At 74.6% G+C, this 14,172-nt stretch carries 13 protein-coding genes; 7 read left to right on the top strand and 6 right to left on the bottom strand.

Annotation, left to right across the window (positions count from 1 at the left end):
• The first annotated feature begins 78 nt into the window (after positions 1 to 78).
• The gene (locus IEZ10_RS34425; protein ID WP_189250691.1) at positions 79 to 846 is read left to right on the top strand and encodes an SDR family oxidoreductase; all 768 of its coding nucleotides are present in this window, start codon (positions 79 to 81) and stop codon (positions 844 to 846) included.
• Positions 847 to 1,005: 159 nt separating this feature from the next.
• On the opposite strand, the gene IEZ10_RS34420 is transcribed toward IEZ10_RS34425, so the two are convergent.
• Positions 1,006 to 1,962, bottom strand: a complete 957-nt coding sequence (locus IEZ10_RS34420) for a glycosyltransferase family 2 protein (protein ID WP_229811933.1) — start codon at positions 1,960 to 1,962, stop codon at positions 1,006 to 1,008.
• A gap of 250 nt (positions 1,963 to 2,212) precedes the next feature.
• Between IEZ10_RS34420 and IEZ10_RS34415 the strand changes: the two genes are divergently transcribed.
• Both IEZ10_RS34415 and IEZ10_RS34410 read left to right on the top strand, forming a co-directional pair.
• Positions 2,213 to 2,755, top strand: a complete 543-nt coding sequence (locus tag IEZ10_RS34415; protein WP_189250690.1) for a DUF4142 domain-containing protein — start codon at positions 2,213 to 2,215, stop codon at positions 2,753 to 2,755.
• 85 nt (positions 2,756 to 2,840) lie between these two features.
• On the top strand, positions 2,841 to 4,742 hold the full coding sequence (locus IEZ10_RS34410) for an ABC transporter ATP-binding protein (RefSeq protein WP_189250689.1): 1,902 nt from the start codon (positions 2,841 to 2,843) through the stop codon (positions 4,740 to 4,742).
• Positions 4,743 to 4,835: 93 nt separating this feature from the next.
• On the opposite strand, the gene IEZ10_RS34405 is transcribed toward IEZ10_RS34410, so the two are convergent.
• Complete coding sequence (locus IEZ10_RS34405) at positions 4,836 to 5,780, bottom strand: endonuclease/exonuclease/phosphatase family protein (RefSeq protein ID WP_189250688.1); 945 nt, start codon at positions 5,778 to 5,780, stop codon at positions 4,836 to 4,838.
• 162 nt (positions 5,781 to 5,942) lie between these two features.
• Complete coding sequence (locus IEZ10_RS34400) at positions 5,943 to 7,544, bottom strand: phospholipase D family protein (RefSeq protein ID WP_189250687.1); 1,602 nt, start codon at positions 7,542 to 7,544, stop codon at positions 5,943 to 5,945.
• Positions 7,545 to 7,826: 282 nt separating this feature from the next.
• Here IEZ10_RS34400 and IEZ10_RS34395 point away from each other — a divergent pair, with 282 nt between their 5' ends.
• The 3 genes from IEZ10_RS34395 to IEZ10_RS34385 all read left to right on the top strand — a co-directional run bounded on the left by IEZ10_RS34395 (position 7,827) and on the right by IEZ10_RS34385 (position 10,775).
• Positions 7,827 to 8,063, top strand: a complete 237-nt coding sequence (locus IEZ10_RS34395; RefSeq protein WP_189250686.1) for a ferredoxin — start codon at positions 7,827 to 7,829, stop codon at positions 8,061 to 8,063.
• Complete coding sequence (locus tag IEZ10_RS34390; RefSeq protein ID WP_189250685.1) at positions 8,050 to 9,447, top strand: NAD(P)/FAD-dependent oxidoreductase; 1,398 nt, start codon at positions 8,050 to 8,052, stop codon at positions 9,445 to 9,447. The genes IEZ10_RS34395 and IEZ10_RS34390 overlap by 14 nt, the downstream gene beginning before the upstream one ends.
• Before the next feature lie 92 nt (positions 9,448 to 9,539).
• Positions 9,540 to 10,775, top strand: a complete 1,236-nt coding sequence (locus tag IEZ10_RS34385) for a cytochrome P450 (RefSeq protein WP_189250684.1) — start codon at positions 9,540 to 9,542, stop codon at positions 10,773 to 10,775.
• Positions 10,776 to 10,847: 72 nt separating this feature from the next.
• Here the strand turns inward: IEZ10_RS34385 and IEZ10_RS34380 are convergent, their stop codons facing one another.
• Both IEZ10_RS34380 and IEZ10_RS34375 read right to left on the bottom strand, forming a co-directional pair.
• Positions 10,848 to 11,912 (bottom strand): LLM class flavin-dependent oxidoreductase, encoded by a 1,065-nt coding sequence (locus IEZ10_RS34380; protein WP_189250683.1) that lies wholly within the window; start codon positions 11,910 to 11,912, stop codon positions 10,848 to 10,850.
• A gap of 29 nt (positions 11,913 to 11,941) precedes the next feature.
• Positions 11,942 to 13,378, bottom strand: a complete 1,437-nt coding sequence (locus IEZ10_RS34375; protein ID WP_229811932.1) for an amino acid permease — start codon at positions 13,376 to 13,378, stop codon at positions 11,942 to 11,944.
• A gap of 182 nt (positions 13,379 to 13,560) precedes the next feature.
• Between IEZ10_RS34375 and IEZ10_RS34370 the strand changes: the two genes are divergently transcribed.
• The gene (locus tag IEZ10_RS34370; RefSeq protein ID WP_189250681.1) at positions 13,561 to 13,932 is read left to right on the top strand and encodes a hypothetical protein; all 372 of its coding nucleotides are present in this window, start codon (positions 13,561 to 13,563) and stop codon (positions 13,930 to 13,932) included.
• Positions 13,933 to 14,028: 96 nt separating this feature from the next.
• Here the strand turns inward: IEZ10_RS34370 and IEZ10_RS39510 are convergent.
• On the bottom strand, positions 14,029 to 14,172 hold a 144-nt coding region (locus tag IEZ10_RS39510), incomplete at its 5' end, for a sigma factor-like helix-turn-helix DNA-binding protein (RefSeq protein WP_268246408.1).

Below are 14,172 nucleotides of genomic sequence, written 5' to 3'. Positions count from 1 at the left end.
GGAACCCGGCGGAACCCGCCCGGGACCCGGCAGAGCTTCAGAGAACTTCCCAGGACTTCGCAGAACCCGGAGAGAACCGTGAACCACACCTCCCTTGCCGGCCGCACCGCCGTCGTCACCGGGGCCGCGAGCGGCATGGGCGCCGCGACCGCCCGGCTGCTGGCCGCGCACGGCGCCCGCGTGGCGCTGCTGGCCCGCCGCGAGGACCGCCTCAAGGAACTCGCCGCCGAGATCGAACGGGACGGCGGCCGGGCGATCGCGGTGGCCGTGGACGTCACCGACCAGGCGTCGGTCGACGCCGGAGCCGCCCGCGTCCACGCCGAGCTGGGCGCGGCCGACCTGGTGGTCAACGCCGCCGGCGTGATGCTGCCCAACCCGATCGACGACGGCCGCGCCGACGAGTGGACCCGGATGATCGACACCAACGTCACCGGCGCCCTGCGGATCATCCGCGCGTTCACCGCCGACCTCGTCGCCGCCGCGGCCCGCGGGGCGACTGCCGACCTGGTGAACATCTCCTCGATCGGCGCGCACGCGCTCTTCCCCGGCTACGCCGTCTACGCCGCGACCAAGGCGGCGCTGACCCACCTGTCGGCGTCACTGCGCACCGAGCTCGGGCCGCGGGACGTGCGGGTGACCAACATCGAGCCGGGCCTGACCGACACCGAGCTGGCCTCGCACGTCGACAACCCGGCCCTGGGGGAGGAGGGCCAGCTCGGGGAGATGTTCGACGCGCTCGGCTCGCTGTCGGCCGGCGAGATCGCCGACCTCGTCGCCTACGTGACCAGCCGCCCCCGCCACGTCAACCTGCGCCAGATCGTCGTCCTGCCCACCCGCCAGGCGTGACCCGCGGAACGGTCGCCGCCGCGCCGTACGGCCCGCCCGCCCCGTCCGGCGGCGCCGGCCGTACGGGCGCCCGGCGCTACGCGGGAACCCACTCCGCGCCACCCGCGTTCCCGGCGGCCTGGCAGGGGAGAATCCCCGCCCTTCCGGGCGGGGAGGGCGTCAAACGATCGGCGGGCGTCCGGCGAGGAGCAGGCGCAGCACGGTGGTCCAGGACATCGGGCGGCGCGTCCCGTGCCCGCCCGCCAGCCCCTCCCGCAGACCGGCGATCCACACGGCGAGATGCGCGCGGGACCGGATCCGGGCGATGCTGAGCAGCGTCCAGACCAGCAGGTAGACGGGGATCAGGGGGACGGGCAGGCGGCGGTAGGCGAGCCAGACCCGGTTGCGGGCGACGAGGCGGTAGTAGCCGGCGTGCCGGGCGGGGTCGGTGGCGGGGTGGTGGACGACCACGCCGGGCGCGTACCAGCCGGTGCGGCCGAGGTCCCACAGCCGCCAGGCCAGGTCCACCCCCTCGTGGAAGAGGAAGAACCGGCCCGGCCAGCCCCCGGCCTTCTCGTAGTCGGCGCGGCGCACGAGGACGACGCCCTCGGCCATCACGGTGACGACGCCCGGCCGGGTCGCCTCATCGGCCCGCAGCCGCGGCACCCAGCGGCGCAGGGTGACCCCGGAACCGGGATCGGCGATGCGCGGCTGGACGTAGGCGGCCCCGGGGTGGCGGCGGGCCTCGGCGACGAGCCGCGCCAGCACGTCCGGGGCGGGCAGGACGGCGTCGTTGTCGAAGAAGAAGACGAACTCGCCGGCGTCGGGGCCGGCGAGGGCGTCGGCGCCGACGTTGCGGCCTCCGGGGATGCCCACGTTGGCGGGCAGGGTGACGGTGCGCACGCCGTCCGGCACGTGGTCGGGCTCCACCCCGTTGCCGACGATGACCACGCGCAGGCCGACTCCCCGCTGGGCGAGGAGGGACTCCATCGCCCTGGGGAACTCGGCGGGCCGGTCGTTCATGGTGAGGACCACCACGTCGACGGTGGCCGTCGGGCCGGTCATCGGGTCTGCCGGACACGGCGCGGCGCTCGGCGCGCGGGAGGCGTCACCGGTCTGGAGGGAACGGCGGATCATCGGCCCACCTTAGCGGTGTATCGGCGGGGAACCGCAGGTGAACGCCGAGGGGGCGGCCGTTCACGGGATGCCGGGGTCCGTCACGGTGGGGTCGCCCCGGCCGAGGGGCCGCAGGCGTGCGCCGGAACAACCGGATGAAAACCCCCCAAAGCCTTTTCTGATCATTTATTTCTTCATATAGCTATAAATGTGGATAACGGAGCACGTCGTCAGGAGGTGGTTGTTCAGTCGCATCCCGACGGAGGACCCAATGATCAGAAGGATCGTCGTCCTGCTGGCCGCCATGCTCGTCATGCTGGGCGGCGCCGTACAGGCCGCCGTGGCCCAGCCGAACGTCAACGAGCAGGACAGGAAGTTCCTGGTCCAGGCGCACCGCGGCAATCTGGCCGAGATCCTGTCGAGCCGGCTCGCGCTGAAGAAGTCGGACTCCCAGGACATCAAGAACATCGCGCAGAAGCTCATCACCGACCACACGACCCTGGACGGCAAGCTGCGGGCGGTGGCCGAGCGGGCGAGTGTGCAGCTGCCAGGCCGGCCGAACGAGAAGCAGCGCGAGCAGATCGACAAGCTGTCGAAGCTCAGCGGCTCGTCCTTCGACAACGCGTGGCTGGCCGCGCAGGCCGCGAGCCACCGCATGACGCTCAAGCGCATCGACCAGGAGTTGGCCGACGGCTCCTCCCTGGCCGTGAAGAAGCTGGCGGAGGGCGCCAAGCCGATCATCCGGGAGCACCTGCGCCTGGTGCGCGAGGCCCGCGCGAGCGAGAGCCCGGTCCCCAGCGGCAGCCCGAGCTGACCCGCCCGGGGCACCACCTTGACCTCGACTTTGGTTGAGGCCCTAGGGTCGATCCGTCGATCCCTGAGAACCCGGTGGTGCCCTGATGAACATGGAAATGGTGGCGTGGCACTCGATGTACGCCACGATGCAGGCGCAGGAGGACAGGCGGCCGTTCTCCATGGCCACGCTGCGCCGGATCGGAGCCTTCGCCCGGCCGCACACCCGGAAGCTGGTGTTGTTCCTGCTGCTCAGCGTGGTGGGGGCGGTGCTGGCCGTCGCCACGCCGGTGCTGGCGGGCCGGGTCGTCGACGCGATCGTCAACCGCGCCCCGGTGGAGGCCGTGGTCCGCCTCTCGGCGCTGATCGCGGTCATCGCGCTGGCGGAGGCCGGGCTCGGCCTGGCGACGCGATGGCTGTCGGCGACCCTGGGCGAGGGGCTCATCCTCGACCTGCGCGCCGCCGTCTTCGACCACGTGCAGCGCATGCCGGTCGCCTTCTTCACCCGGACCCGCACCGGGGCGCTGGTCAGCAGGTTGAACAACGACGTGATCGGCGCGCAGCGGGCGTTCAGCGACACCCTCTCCGGCGTGGCCGGAAACCTCGTCACGCTGCTGCTCACGCTGGTGGTGATGATCGGCGTCTCCTGGCAGATCACCCTGCTCTCGCTGCTCCTGCTGCCGGTGTTCGTGCTGCCCGCCCGGCGGATGGGCTCCCGGCTGGCCCGGCTGCGGCGCGAGGCGGCCGCGCACAACGCGACGATGAGCACGCAGATGACCGAGCGGTTCTCCGCGCCCGGGGCGACGCTGGTGAAGCTCTTCGGCCGCCCGGCGGAGGAGTCGGCCGAGTTCCTCGCCCGGGCCCGCCGGGTGCGGGACATCGGGGTGCGCACGGCGATGACGCAGTCGGTGTTCGTCACCGCGCTGACGCTGGTCTCGGCGCTGGCGCTGGCCCTCGTCTACGGGGTCGGCGGGTTCTACGCGCTGCGGTCGCTGCTGGACCCGGGCGCCGTGGTCGCGCTCGCGCTGCTGCTCACCCGCCTGTACGCGCCGCTGACCTCCCTGGCCGGCGCCCGCGTGGAGGTGATGAGCGCACTGGTGAGCTTCGAGCGGGTGTTCGAAATCCTCGACCTCAAGCCGCTCGTCGCCGAGCGGCCCGGCGCCCGCGCGGTGCCCGACGGGCCGGTGTCGGTGGAGTTCGACGACGTCCGGTTCGCCTACCCGTCGGCGGACAAGGTGTCGCTCGCCTCCCTGGAGGACGTCGCCCGGCTCGACACGCGCGGCGGCGTGGAGGTGCTGCACGGGGTGTCCTTCCGCGCCGAGCCGGGCCGGATGGTGGCGCTCGTCGGCTCCTCGGGGGCGGGCAAGTCGACGATCGCCCAGCTCATCCCGCGGCTCTACGACGTCGACGCGGGCGCCGTACGGCTCTCCGGGGTGGACGTGCGCGACCTGACGGCCGAGTCGGTCCGCGGGACGGTCGGGATGGTCACCCAGGACGGACACCTGTTCCACGACACGATCCGCGCGAACCTGCTGCTGGCGCGACCGGAGGCGACCGAGGAGGAGCTGCGGGACGTGCTGCGCCGCGCCCGCCTGACCGAGATCGTCGACGCGCTGCCCGACGGCCTGGACACCGTCGTGGGCGAGCGCGGCTACCGGCTCTCCGGCGGCGAGCGGCAGCGGCTGACCATCGCCCGGGTCCTGCTGGCCAGGTCCCGGGTGGTGATCCTCGACGAGGCCACCGCGCACCTGGACTCCACCTCCGAGGCCGCGGTGCAGGCCGCGCTGGGGGAGGCCCTGGAAGGCCGGACGGCGGTGGTGATCGCGCACCGGCTGTCCACCGTCCGCGCGGCCGACCTCATCCTGGTGATCGAGGGCGGGCGGGTCGTGGAGAGCGGCACCCACGCCGAGCTGCTGGCGGCGGGCGGCCGCTACGAGCAGCTGTACCGGACCCAGTTCGACGAGGACGCCGACCCCGCCGCACCCGTCACGGCGGGTACGGCCGGCTGAGCCGGGGCGGTCCCGCCGACGGCCGGCCGGGACGGGCGGTGAACCGGTCCGGCCCGCCGCGGCCGGGCCGGGCGGTCACCCGGAACAGGGCGGTCAGGGCAGGCCGAGCTCGGCGAAGACCGGGCGGTGGTCGCTGCCGGGCAGGGAGTGCACGCCGAACGCGCTCACCGGCATCCGCCGGTCGGCGAGCACGTGGTCGATCGCCACGCCGGGCAGGGACGTCCACCCCAGCCGCGGCCAGGTCGGCGTCAGCCCCCGCCCGGTGGCGTCGGCCGCGTCGCGGTAGCCGCTCGCCAGCAGCTCCCGCACCGGCGGGTGGTCGAGGGTGGCGTTGAAGTCGCCGGCCAGCACCCGCGGCCGGCCGCCCGCCCGGGGCAGCGCCGCCAGGCCCGCGCCCCAGCAGGGCACCTCGCCGGTGTGCCGGGGCGCGCACGGGTGCACCGAGACGACCTCGACCTCCCGGCCGCCCGGCAGCGTGACGACGGCCCGTGACTGGCGGAAACGACCCAGCTCGATCATCGGCTCCTCGGCGAGCGGGTGGCGGGAGTAGATGCCCGACCCGGACACCCCCGGACGGGAGCGGTCCACGACGTACGGCATGAGCCCGCGCAGGCCCGCCCCGTCCAGGCGGCCGAGCGCGGCGGGGGTGAGCTCCTGCAGGGCGAGCACGTCCGGCCTCAGGTCGCGCACCAGCCTCATGAGCGACGCGGTGTCGCCTTCGCCCACCCTCAGGTTCGCCGCGAGCACCCGCAGCCGCGACGGCCCGGCGGGCGGGTCGCCGTCGGCGACGTACCGGGGGAGCACGGCCGCCGCGAGCGCCACGCTCGCCGCGAGGGCGACGGCGGCGGCCGTCCGGCGGCGCAGCGCCGCCGCGAGCAGCAGCGTGACCGCCGAGAGCGCCGCCACGTACGGTGTGAACGCCACCAGCGGGACCCACTGCCAGGCCGGGGTCCACCCGGCTGTCCTGACCACCGCCCACGCCGCGACCGGCAGCACCGCGAGCCACACCAGGACGTCGATCGCCTTTGACCTGATCATGACGTGGGAGCGTAACCGGCGCCGGTGCAGATTCCGTGGAGATCCGGTGCGCACGCCGCCGGACTCCCGGGGCGTCCCGGTGGCGGTGGACGTCCCGGCGGCCGGGACGGGGTCTTCCCGATCGGGGATCTTCCCGGCCGGTGGGAACGGGGTTTTCGCCGGTCAGTAGGAGCCGGCGCGGCGCAGGGCGCGCGGCCGCCCGTCGGGGTCGTGCACGATCCGGTAGAGCGGGTCGGCCCACAGGGCGGCCCACCGGGACAGGCGCGGCGACCGGTAAGCGCGCAGCCGGCCGGGCGGCCGGGGCCCGCGCCGTCCCTCCTCGTGCCAGCGGTCGAGGCGGGCGGCGCAGGCGGCGAACGCGTCGAAGAAGGACCGCGGGTCCAGCAGGTCGCCGTCGTCGCCCTCCTGCCGGTCGAGGTGCTCCCGGGCGAGGGTGAGCCGCAGGTCGCGGGGGAACCGGCGGGCGCCGTCGCCGTGACCGCCGGGGTCCAGCGGCGCCCGGCCGTCCGGGGTCTCGTCGAGCACCGCGCAGGTCAGCTCGGAGTCGTAGGTCCAGGAGCGGCGGTTGAAGTTGTCGGAGCCGATGGTCGCCCACACGTCGTCGACGACGCAGACCTTGGCGTGGACGTAGACCGGGGTGCCGTGCCCGTTCTCCAGCCCGTACACCGCGAAGCGGTCGCCGCCGGCCTCCTGGAGCACCGACAGCGCCTGGTTGCGGCCCAGCACCTGGGGGACACCGCCCAGCGCGCCGCCCTCGTCGGGGTGCAGCGGCAGGACGCCGATCATCAGCAGGTCGGGATCGGCCCGCAGCGCGTCGGCGAAGGACTCGGCGATCTGCGGCGACCACAGGTACTGGTCCTCGATGTAGACCAGGGCGCGGGCGCGGCGCAGGGCCTTGAGGTAGCCGCGGGCGACGCTCCGCTCGCCCCGCGGCGCGAACGGGTAGCGGGTCAGCCGGTGGGCGTAGGTCCGCAGGAGCTGCACGGCGTGCGGCCCGCGGGCGGGCGGGTCGGGGAACTGCGGCGGCAGCGGGTCGGGGCGGGTGTCCTCGCGGCGCAGCAGGTCGGCCAGGCGGTGCACGGGGTTGCGGGTCAGCGGGCCGGGGTCCTCCCAGCGTTCCCGGAAGACGGCCTCGACGTCGCCCACGGCCGGGCCCTGGATCGCCGCCTGCACGTCGTGCCAGGGCGGGCGCTCGCCGTACACCCCGGCCATGGGCGCGGCCTGCGGGTCGCCGTCGTGCGAGGCGTCGTCGCGGCGGCTCCAGCACAGGTCGATCCCGCCGACGAAGGCGATGTCGCGTTCGGGCCGGTCCCGGTGCCGCAGCACCACGAGCTTCTGGTGGTGGGAGCCGCCGGGAGGGACGCGCATGTCGCGCAGGCACTCGCCGCCGGCGGCCTCGATCTCGTCGCCCAGGTGGCGGTTCTCGGCCTCGCTGAAGCGGAGCCCGTCCCAGTGCGAGCGCCACAGCAGCCCCTTGACCACGGCGCCGCGCCGGGCGGCCTCCCCGAAGACCCGGGCGACCTCGGTGCCCGGGCCGTCCAGCCGCTCGGTGGGGTCGCCCCGCCAGTCGGTGAACAGCAGCAGGTCCCCGGCGCGCAGCTCGCGGACCCGGGCGAGCAGTTCGGTGAAGTACGGCGCGCCGTGCGGGATGGGCCGGACCGCGTTGCCGTCCGACCAGGCGACGCCGGGGTCGTGCCGGCCGTCGACGGACGATGCCGGGTTTCCCCGTTCCTCGGGGGTGAGGAACCAGTTGTTTACCTTCATCGCGGGTGATCTACCCGCCTTTGACCTGGTTTCACCCGCTGGATGGCACGGCGAACCCTCCGGGAGCCGAGCAGGGGCACGCCGCCGGGGCGGGAGGGGACGCGGCGCGGGCGTTCCCCACCGTTCGGGAGGACGGCGGCAAAGGCCCCGGCCGTTCGGGAGGGCGGCGGCAAAGACCCCGCCAAAAGCCGCAACACCCCGATTTCCGGATGATGTTTCCCCAGGCCGGCTCCCTAGGCTGGCAGCGTCCGACGCCGCACCCGCCGAATGGGGGCAGCTCTCGTGAGGATCGTCGTGGACCTCAACCGGTGCGAGGCGTACGCGCAGTGCGCCTTCCAGGCACCCGACGTCTTCGCCATGCACGGCGAGGAGGCGCTGATGTACGAGCCCTGCCCCGGGGACGAGCGGCGCGAGCAGGTCATGCGGGCCGCCGCGTCCTGCCCGGTCCAGGCGATCCTCGTCGAGTGGCCCGGTGGACCGGCCGTACCGGAGGGGGCGGCGACCGGTGCCCGCGGCTGACGGGTCGGCCGAGGAGTTCCGGCGGCGCGGCCACGCCGTCGTGGTCGGCGCGTCCCTGGCGGGCCTGCGGGCCGCCGAGACGCTCCGCGAGGAGGGCTTCGCGGGGACGCTGACCATGATCGGCGACGAGCCGCACGAGCCCTACGACCGGCCGCCGCTGTCCAAGCAGGTCCTGCTGGGCCGTACCGGCGCCGGCGACACCCTGCTGCCCCGGCGCCGCGCGCTGGAGGCGCGCTGGCTGCTCGGGACGGCCGCCACCGGGCTGGACCTCGCCGGGCGGCGGGTGCGCCTGGCCGGCGGGGAGGAGGTGCGCTACGACCGCCTGCTGATCGCGACCGGCACCCGCGCCCGCCCGTGGATCAAGGAGACCGAGGCCGCCCTGGACGGCGTCCTCACCCTGCGCACGGGCGACGACGCGGCCCGGCTGGCCCGGCGGCTGGACGCGCGGCCCCGCCGGGTGCTCGTCATCGGCGCCGGGTTCACCGGCTCGGAGATCACCTCGGCCTGCCGGGAACGGGGGATCGACGTCACGGTCGCCGAGCGCGGCCCCGCCCCCCTCGTCGGGGCGCTGGGCGGCGTCGTCGGCGCGGTGGCGGCCGAACTGCACCACGCGCACGGCGTGGACCTGCGCTGCGGCATCACGGTCACCGCGCTGGAGGGCGACCCGGCCGGGCGGCTGCGGTGCGCCCACCTGTCCGACGGCACCACCCTGGAGGCGGACGCGGCCGTCGTCGCGCTGGGCGCGGTGCGCAACACCGAGTGGCTCGCCGGGTCCGGGCTGGCCGCCGGGCCGCGGGGGGTCGCCTGCGACGCCGGATGCCGGGCCTTCGACGTGCACGGCATCGTCACCGACGACGTCTTCGTCGCCGGGGACGTCGCCCGCTCCCCGCACCCGCTGTTCGGCTACCAGTTCCTGTCGCTGGAGCACTGGGGCAACGCGGTCGCCCAGGCCGAGGTCGCCGCGCACAACATGGTCAGCCCCGGCCCGGAACGCCGCCCGCACCTGTGGCTGCCGGCCTTCTGGTCCGCCCAGTTCGGCATCAACATCAAGTCCGTCGGCGTGCCGCCCATGGGCCGCGAGCTGGCCATCGTCCAGGGGTCCCTGGCCGAGCGCCGGTTCGCCGCCGTCTACGGCCACCAGGGGCGCGTCATCGCCGCCGTCACCTTCGACCACGGCAGGTGGCTGCCGTTCTACGGGCGGCTCATCGAGACGGCCGCGCCCTTCCCACCGGACTTCGCCCAGGTGGACCGCGCCCCCGGGGGACCGCGGCCGATCCCGGCGGAGTTCCCCGACCCCGCCCTGCCCACCCACGGCCCCACCGTCACCCTGAGCGGCTACGCGCCCAGCGAGCGGCGCGTCACGTTCGTCCCGGCCCGCGTCTGAGAGTCGCACACCGGCGTCCCCCGGCCCGGCCTCGGACAAGGACCCCGGGCGGGACCCGGGACGCCGGGTGCATCGTCCGAGAGGAGCCCGCCATGACCTCCGCCACCCTGCTGCGGCGGATCACCGACTACGCCGCCCGCGCCGACCCCTACCCGCTCTACGCCGAGCTGCGCAGGACGCCGGTGGCGCGGCAGGAGGACGGCGTGTACGCGGTGAGCACGTACTGGGAGATCGCCGGCCTGCTGCACGACCCACGCCTCAGCTCCGACCCCCGCAACCGGGTGCCCACCGCCGGCGAGGAGGACATCCTGGAGGAGGAGCAGGGGCTGCCGCCCAGCTTCCTGCGGCTCGACCCGCCCGAGCACGACCGGTTGCGCCGGCTGGCGACCCGGCCGTTCGGGCCGCCGGACAGCCCGCGGCGGGTCAGCGACATGCGCGGCGACCTCGCCCGGATGGTCTCCGGCCTGATCGACGGCCTGCGCGACCGGGAGCGGGCCGACATCGTCGAGGACTTCGCCTACCCCTTCCCGGTGATGGTGATCTGCAAGCTCCTCGGGGTGCCGCACGAGGACGAGGAGCGCTTCCACGTCTGGGCCGAGGCGATCGTCGCCGGGCTCGACCCCGGCGAGGAGGGGGAGGGGCCGGCCGAACGGCGCCGCGCCGCCCAGCGGGCCCGCATGGAACTGGGCCGCTACCTGGCCGGGCTGATCGAGGACCACCGCCGCGCGCCCGGCGGCGACATGCTGTCCGCGCTGGCCGCCGGGCACGGCGACCGGGAACGCATGTCGCCGCTGGAACTGGTCGTCACCGCCGTCCTGCTGCTCATCGCCGGCCACGAGACCACGGTGAACCTCATCACCAACGGCATGCTGACCCTGCTGCGCCACCCCGACGCCCTGCGGCGGCTGCGGGAGGAGCCCGGCCTGGCCGTGCCGCTGGTGGAGGAGCTGCTGCGCTACGAGCCGCCGGTGCAGCTCCTGCCCCAGCGCACCGCCCTGGCCGACATCGACGTCGGCGGCGTCACCATCCCCCGGGGCGCGCCCGTCTGGCTGGTCCTGGCCTCCGGCAACCGGGACCCCCGGCGCTTCCCCGACCCCGACCGGTTCGATCCCGGCCGGACCGGCAACGAGCACCTCGGGTTCGGCGGCGGCATCCACTACTGCTTCGGCGCGCCGCTGGCCCGGCTGGAGGCGCAGGTCGCGCTCACCGAGCTCGCCCGCCGGCTCGTCGAGCCCCGGCTGGTCACGGACCCGCCGCCCTACCGGCGCAACCCGGTGCTGCGCGGCCCCCGCCACCTGCCCGTCGCCTTCGACGGCTGCGTGCCCTGACGCGGGGCCGGATGCCGGGTGCGGCCGGGCGCCGGACCGGTCGCGCGGCGGGCCGTACGCCTCGGTGGCCGGTCAGGCGCCGGGCAGGCCGTACGCCTCGGCGATCAGGCCGTAGGAGCGGATCCGCGCCTCGGGGTCGGCGACCTGCGAGGTGATCATCAGCTCGTCGGCCTCGGTGCGCTTGCGCAGCTCCTCCAGCCCCGAGCGCACCGCGGCGGCGTCGCCCAGCACCACGTTCGACAGGTGGTCGTGGACGAAGGCCGCCTCGGCCGCGGAGTAGGGGTAGGTCTCGGCCTCCTCGGGCGTGGGGATCGGCTCCGGGGCGCCGCGGCGCAGGCGGAGCATGGCCAGCGCGCCCGGCCGGGCCAGGCGCAGCGCCTCCTCGGCGGACCCGGCCGCCACGGCCGCGACGCCGATCATCGCGTACGGCCGGTCCAGCGCCTCCGACGGCCGGAACGTCGACCGGTACAGCTCCAGCGCGGGGATGGTGTTGGCGGAGCTGAAGTGGTGGGCGAACGCGAACGGCAGCCCTAGCAGGCCGGCGAGCTGGGCGCTGAAGCCGCTGGAGCCGAGCAGCCAGACCGGCGGGCGGCCGGACTCCGGCGAGCGGGGGACGGCCGAGAGCCGGTGCAGGGGGTTGTCGGCCGGGAACGAGGCGTCGAGGAAGCCGGTCAGCTCGGCGAGCTGCTCGGGGAAGTCGTCGGCGCCCAGGTCGCCGCGGCGCAGCGCCCGCGCGGTGGCGGAGTCGGTGCCCGGGGCGCGGCCGAGGCCGAGGTCGATGCGGCCGGGGTGCAGGGCGTGCAGGGTGCCGAACTGCTCGGCGATGATCAGCGGCGCGTGGTTGGGCAGCATCACGCCGCCGGAGCCCAGCCTGATCGTGCGGGTCGCCGCGGCCAGGTGGGCGATCAGCACGGCGGGGGAGGAGCTGGCCACCGACGGCATCCCGTGGTGCTCGGCCACCCAGATGCGGTGGTAACCCCACTCCTCGGCGCGCCTGGCCAGCTCGGTGCTCCCCGCCAGCGCCCGCGTGGCGGTGAAGCCCCGGCCGACGGGGGCGAGGTCGAGGATGGACAGCGGGACCTCGGCGGAGCCGCGCGCCACGCCGCGGATGTCACCGGGGATGTCATCGTGAGCCATGTCAGCGGCGAACCCGCCCCGGCCCGCGTTTATTCCGGCGCACGCTCCCCGGCCTCGGCCCCGGCCAGCTCCGAGTGCCGGTAGGAGTAGGCGAAGTACACCACCAGGCCGACCAGGAACCACACCACGAACCGCACCCAGGTCTGCCACGCCAGGAACGTGATCAGCCAGAGCGAGAAGGCGATGCCGACGGCCGGGACGAACGGCATGCCCGGGGTGCGGAAGGTCCGCGGCAGGTCGGGCCGCCGGTAGCGCAGCACGATCACCGCCGCGCACACCACCACGAACGCCAGCAGGATGCCGATGTTGGTCAGCTCCGCCGCCTCCACGATGGGCAGGAACCCGGCGATGAGCGCCGAGACGGCGCCGACGATCCAGGTCACCCGGGTCGGCACGTGCCGTACCGGGTGGGTCTTGGCGAACCACTTCGGCAGCAGTCCGTCGCGGCTCATCGAGAACCACACCCGGGTCACCCCGAGCATGAACGTGAACATCACGGTGAGGATGCCGATGATCGCCCCGACCGCGATCACGTCCGCCAGCCGGGCCAGGCCCACCGACTGGAACGCCGAGGAGAAGCCGCTCTCCCGGTCGATCTCGGTGTACCTCTGCATGCCGGTCAGCACCAGGCAGGCCAGCACGTACAGCGTCATCGCGATGGCGAGCGAGTACAGGATCGCCCTCGGCATGTGCCGCGTGGCGTCCTTGGACTCCTCCGCCGCGGTGCTCATCGCGTCGTAGCCGAACACCGCGAAGAACACCGTGGCCGCGCCCGCGAACACGCCCCCCACGCCGTAGGGGAAGAAGGGGACGTAGTTCGAGGACCTGACGTAGAAGGCGCCGACCACGATGACCACGATGACCACGATGACCTTCAGCCCGACGACGGCCATCTCGAACCGGGCCGCGTTGCGCATCCCGAGGTTCAGCAGCCAGGCGATCAGCAGGCACAGCAGCGCGGCGAACAGGTCCACCCGGTGCCCGGCGCCCGTCCCCGGCGCGCCCAGCATCCACGCCGGGAGATCGATGCCGAGGCTGCCCAGCAGGAAGGAGAAGTAGCCGGAGATGCCGATGGCGACCACCGCGACGATCGCGGTGTACTCCAGCAGCAGGTCCCAGCCGATGAACCAGCCCGGCAGCTCGCCGAGCACCGCGTAGCCGTAGGTGTAGGCCGATCCCGCCTTCGGGATGAGCCCGGCGAACTCGGCGTAGGAGAACGCCGCCGCCGCGCTCGCGATCCCGGCGACCAGGAACGACAGTACGACGGCGGGACCGGCCTTGCCGTTGGCCACCGCGCCCGCGAGCGTGAAGATGCCCGCGCCGATGATGCCGCCCACCCCGATCGCGGTGAGCTGCCACACGCCCAGCACGCGGGTGAGCTGCCCGGCTTCACCGCCCCCGGTCTCTTCGATCTGTTCGAAGGGTTTACGGCGCAGCACGCCTTTTCCCGTCCACAGTCCGGCCACGACCCATCTCCCCCGCGCGTCGCCCGCGGCGGAGCACCGCCGCCTGCCCGGCCCCCTTTTACCCTCTTTCACCTGCGGATATGCGAGGCTCCCCGGCGGATCCGTGCGGGGCTGACCGTGGCCCGGCCGGACCCGGCGGGGTACCGTCGTGTTAAAGGACATAAGCCACCCGGGGGGCCGCTATGGCAAGCGATCCCGACCATGTGCTCGACGCCATCGACGGAGTCGTCGACGAATGGCTCGCCATGAGCGAGGACTCGATGCGCTGGGCGCCACCAGAGAAAGCCCCGCCCCGGCAGCGGCTCGGCCTGCCGGCGCCGCCCCTGCCGCAGATCGTCGAGGGGATCCTCCAGGAGGTCGGCGCCCGCACGCAGGCCGTGGTGGAGGCCGTCCGCCCGCTGGGCGAGGGGGTGATCGAGGCGTTCGCCGCCGTGCTGGAGAACTCCCCGGTGAGGCACCTGATACACGCGGGCCCGCGCGCCCGGCCCCCGCACGGACCGGCCGGTCACGGCGGAGACGGGGACCCGCGGACGGATGACCCGCTGGAGGGGTGACCGGCCCGCCGGACGGATGACCCGCTGGAGGGGTGACCGGCCCGCCGGAACCGTCCGCCCGGACACCGGCCGGGCGGACGGCGCGTCGCGGGCCCCTCAGACCAGGTAGTCGCGCAGGGCCTGCGACCGGGACGGGTGGCGCAGCTTCGACATGGTCTTGGACTCGATCTGCCGGATGCGCTCGCGCGTCACGCCGTAGACCTTGCCGATCTCGTCGAGCGTCTTGGGTTGGCCGTCGGC

The organism is Streptosporangium pseudovulgare, assembly GCF_014648055.1.
Classification (GTDB): domain Bacteria; phylum Actinomycetota; class Actinomycetes; order Streptosporangiales; family Streptosporangiaceae; genus Streptosporangium; species Streptosporangium pseudovulgare.
This window is presented reverse-complemented; position numbering and strand designations above follow the sequence as displayed.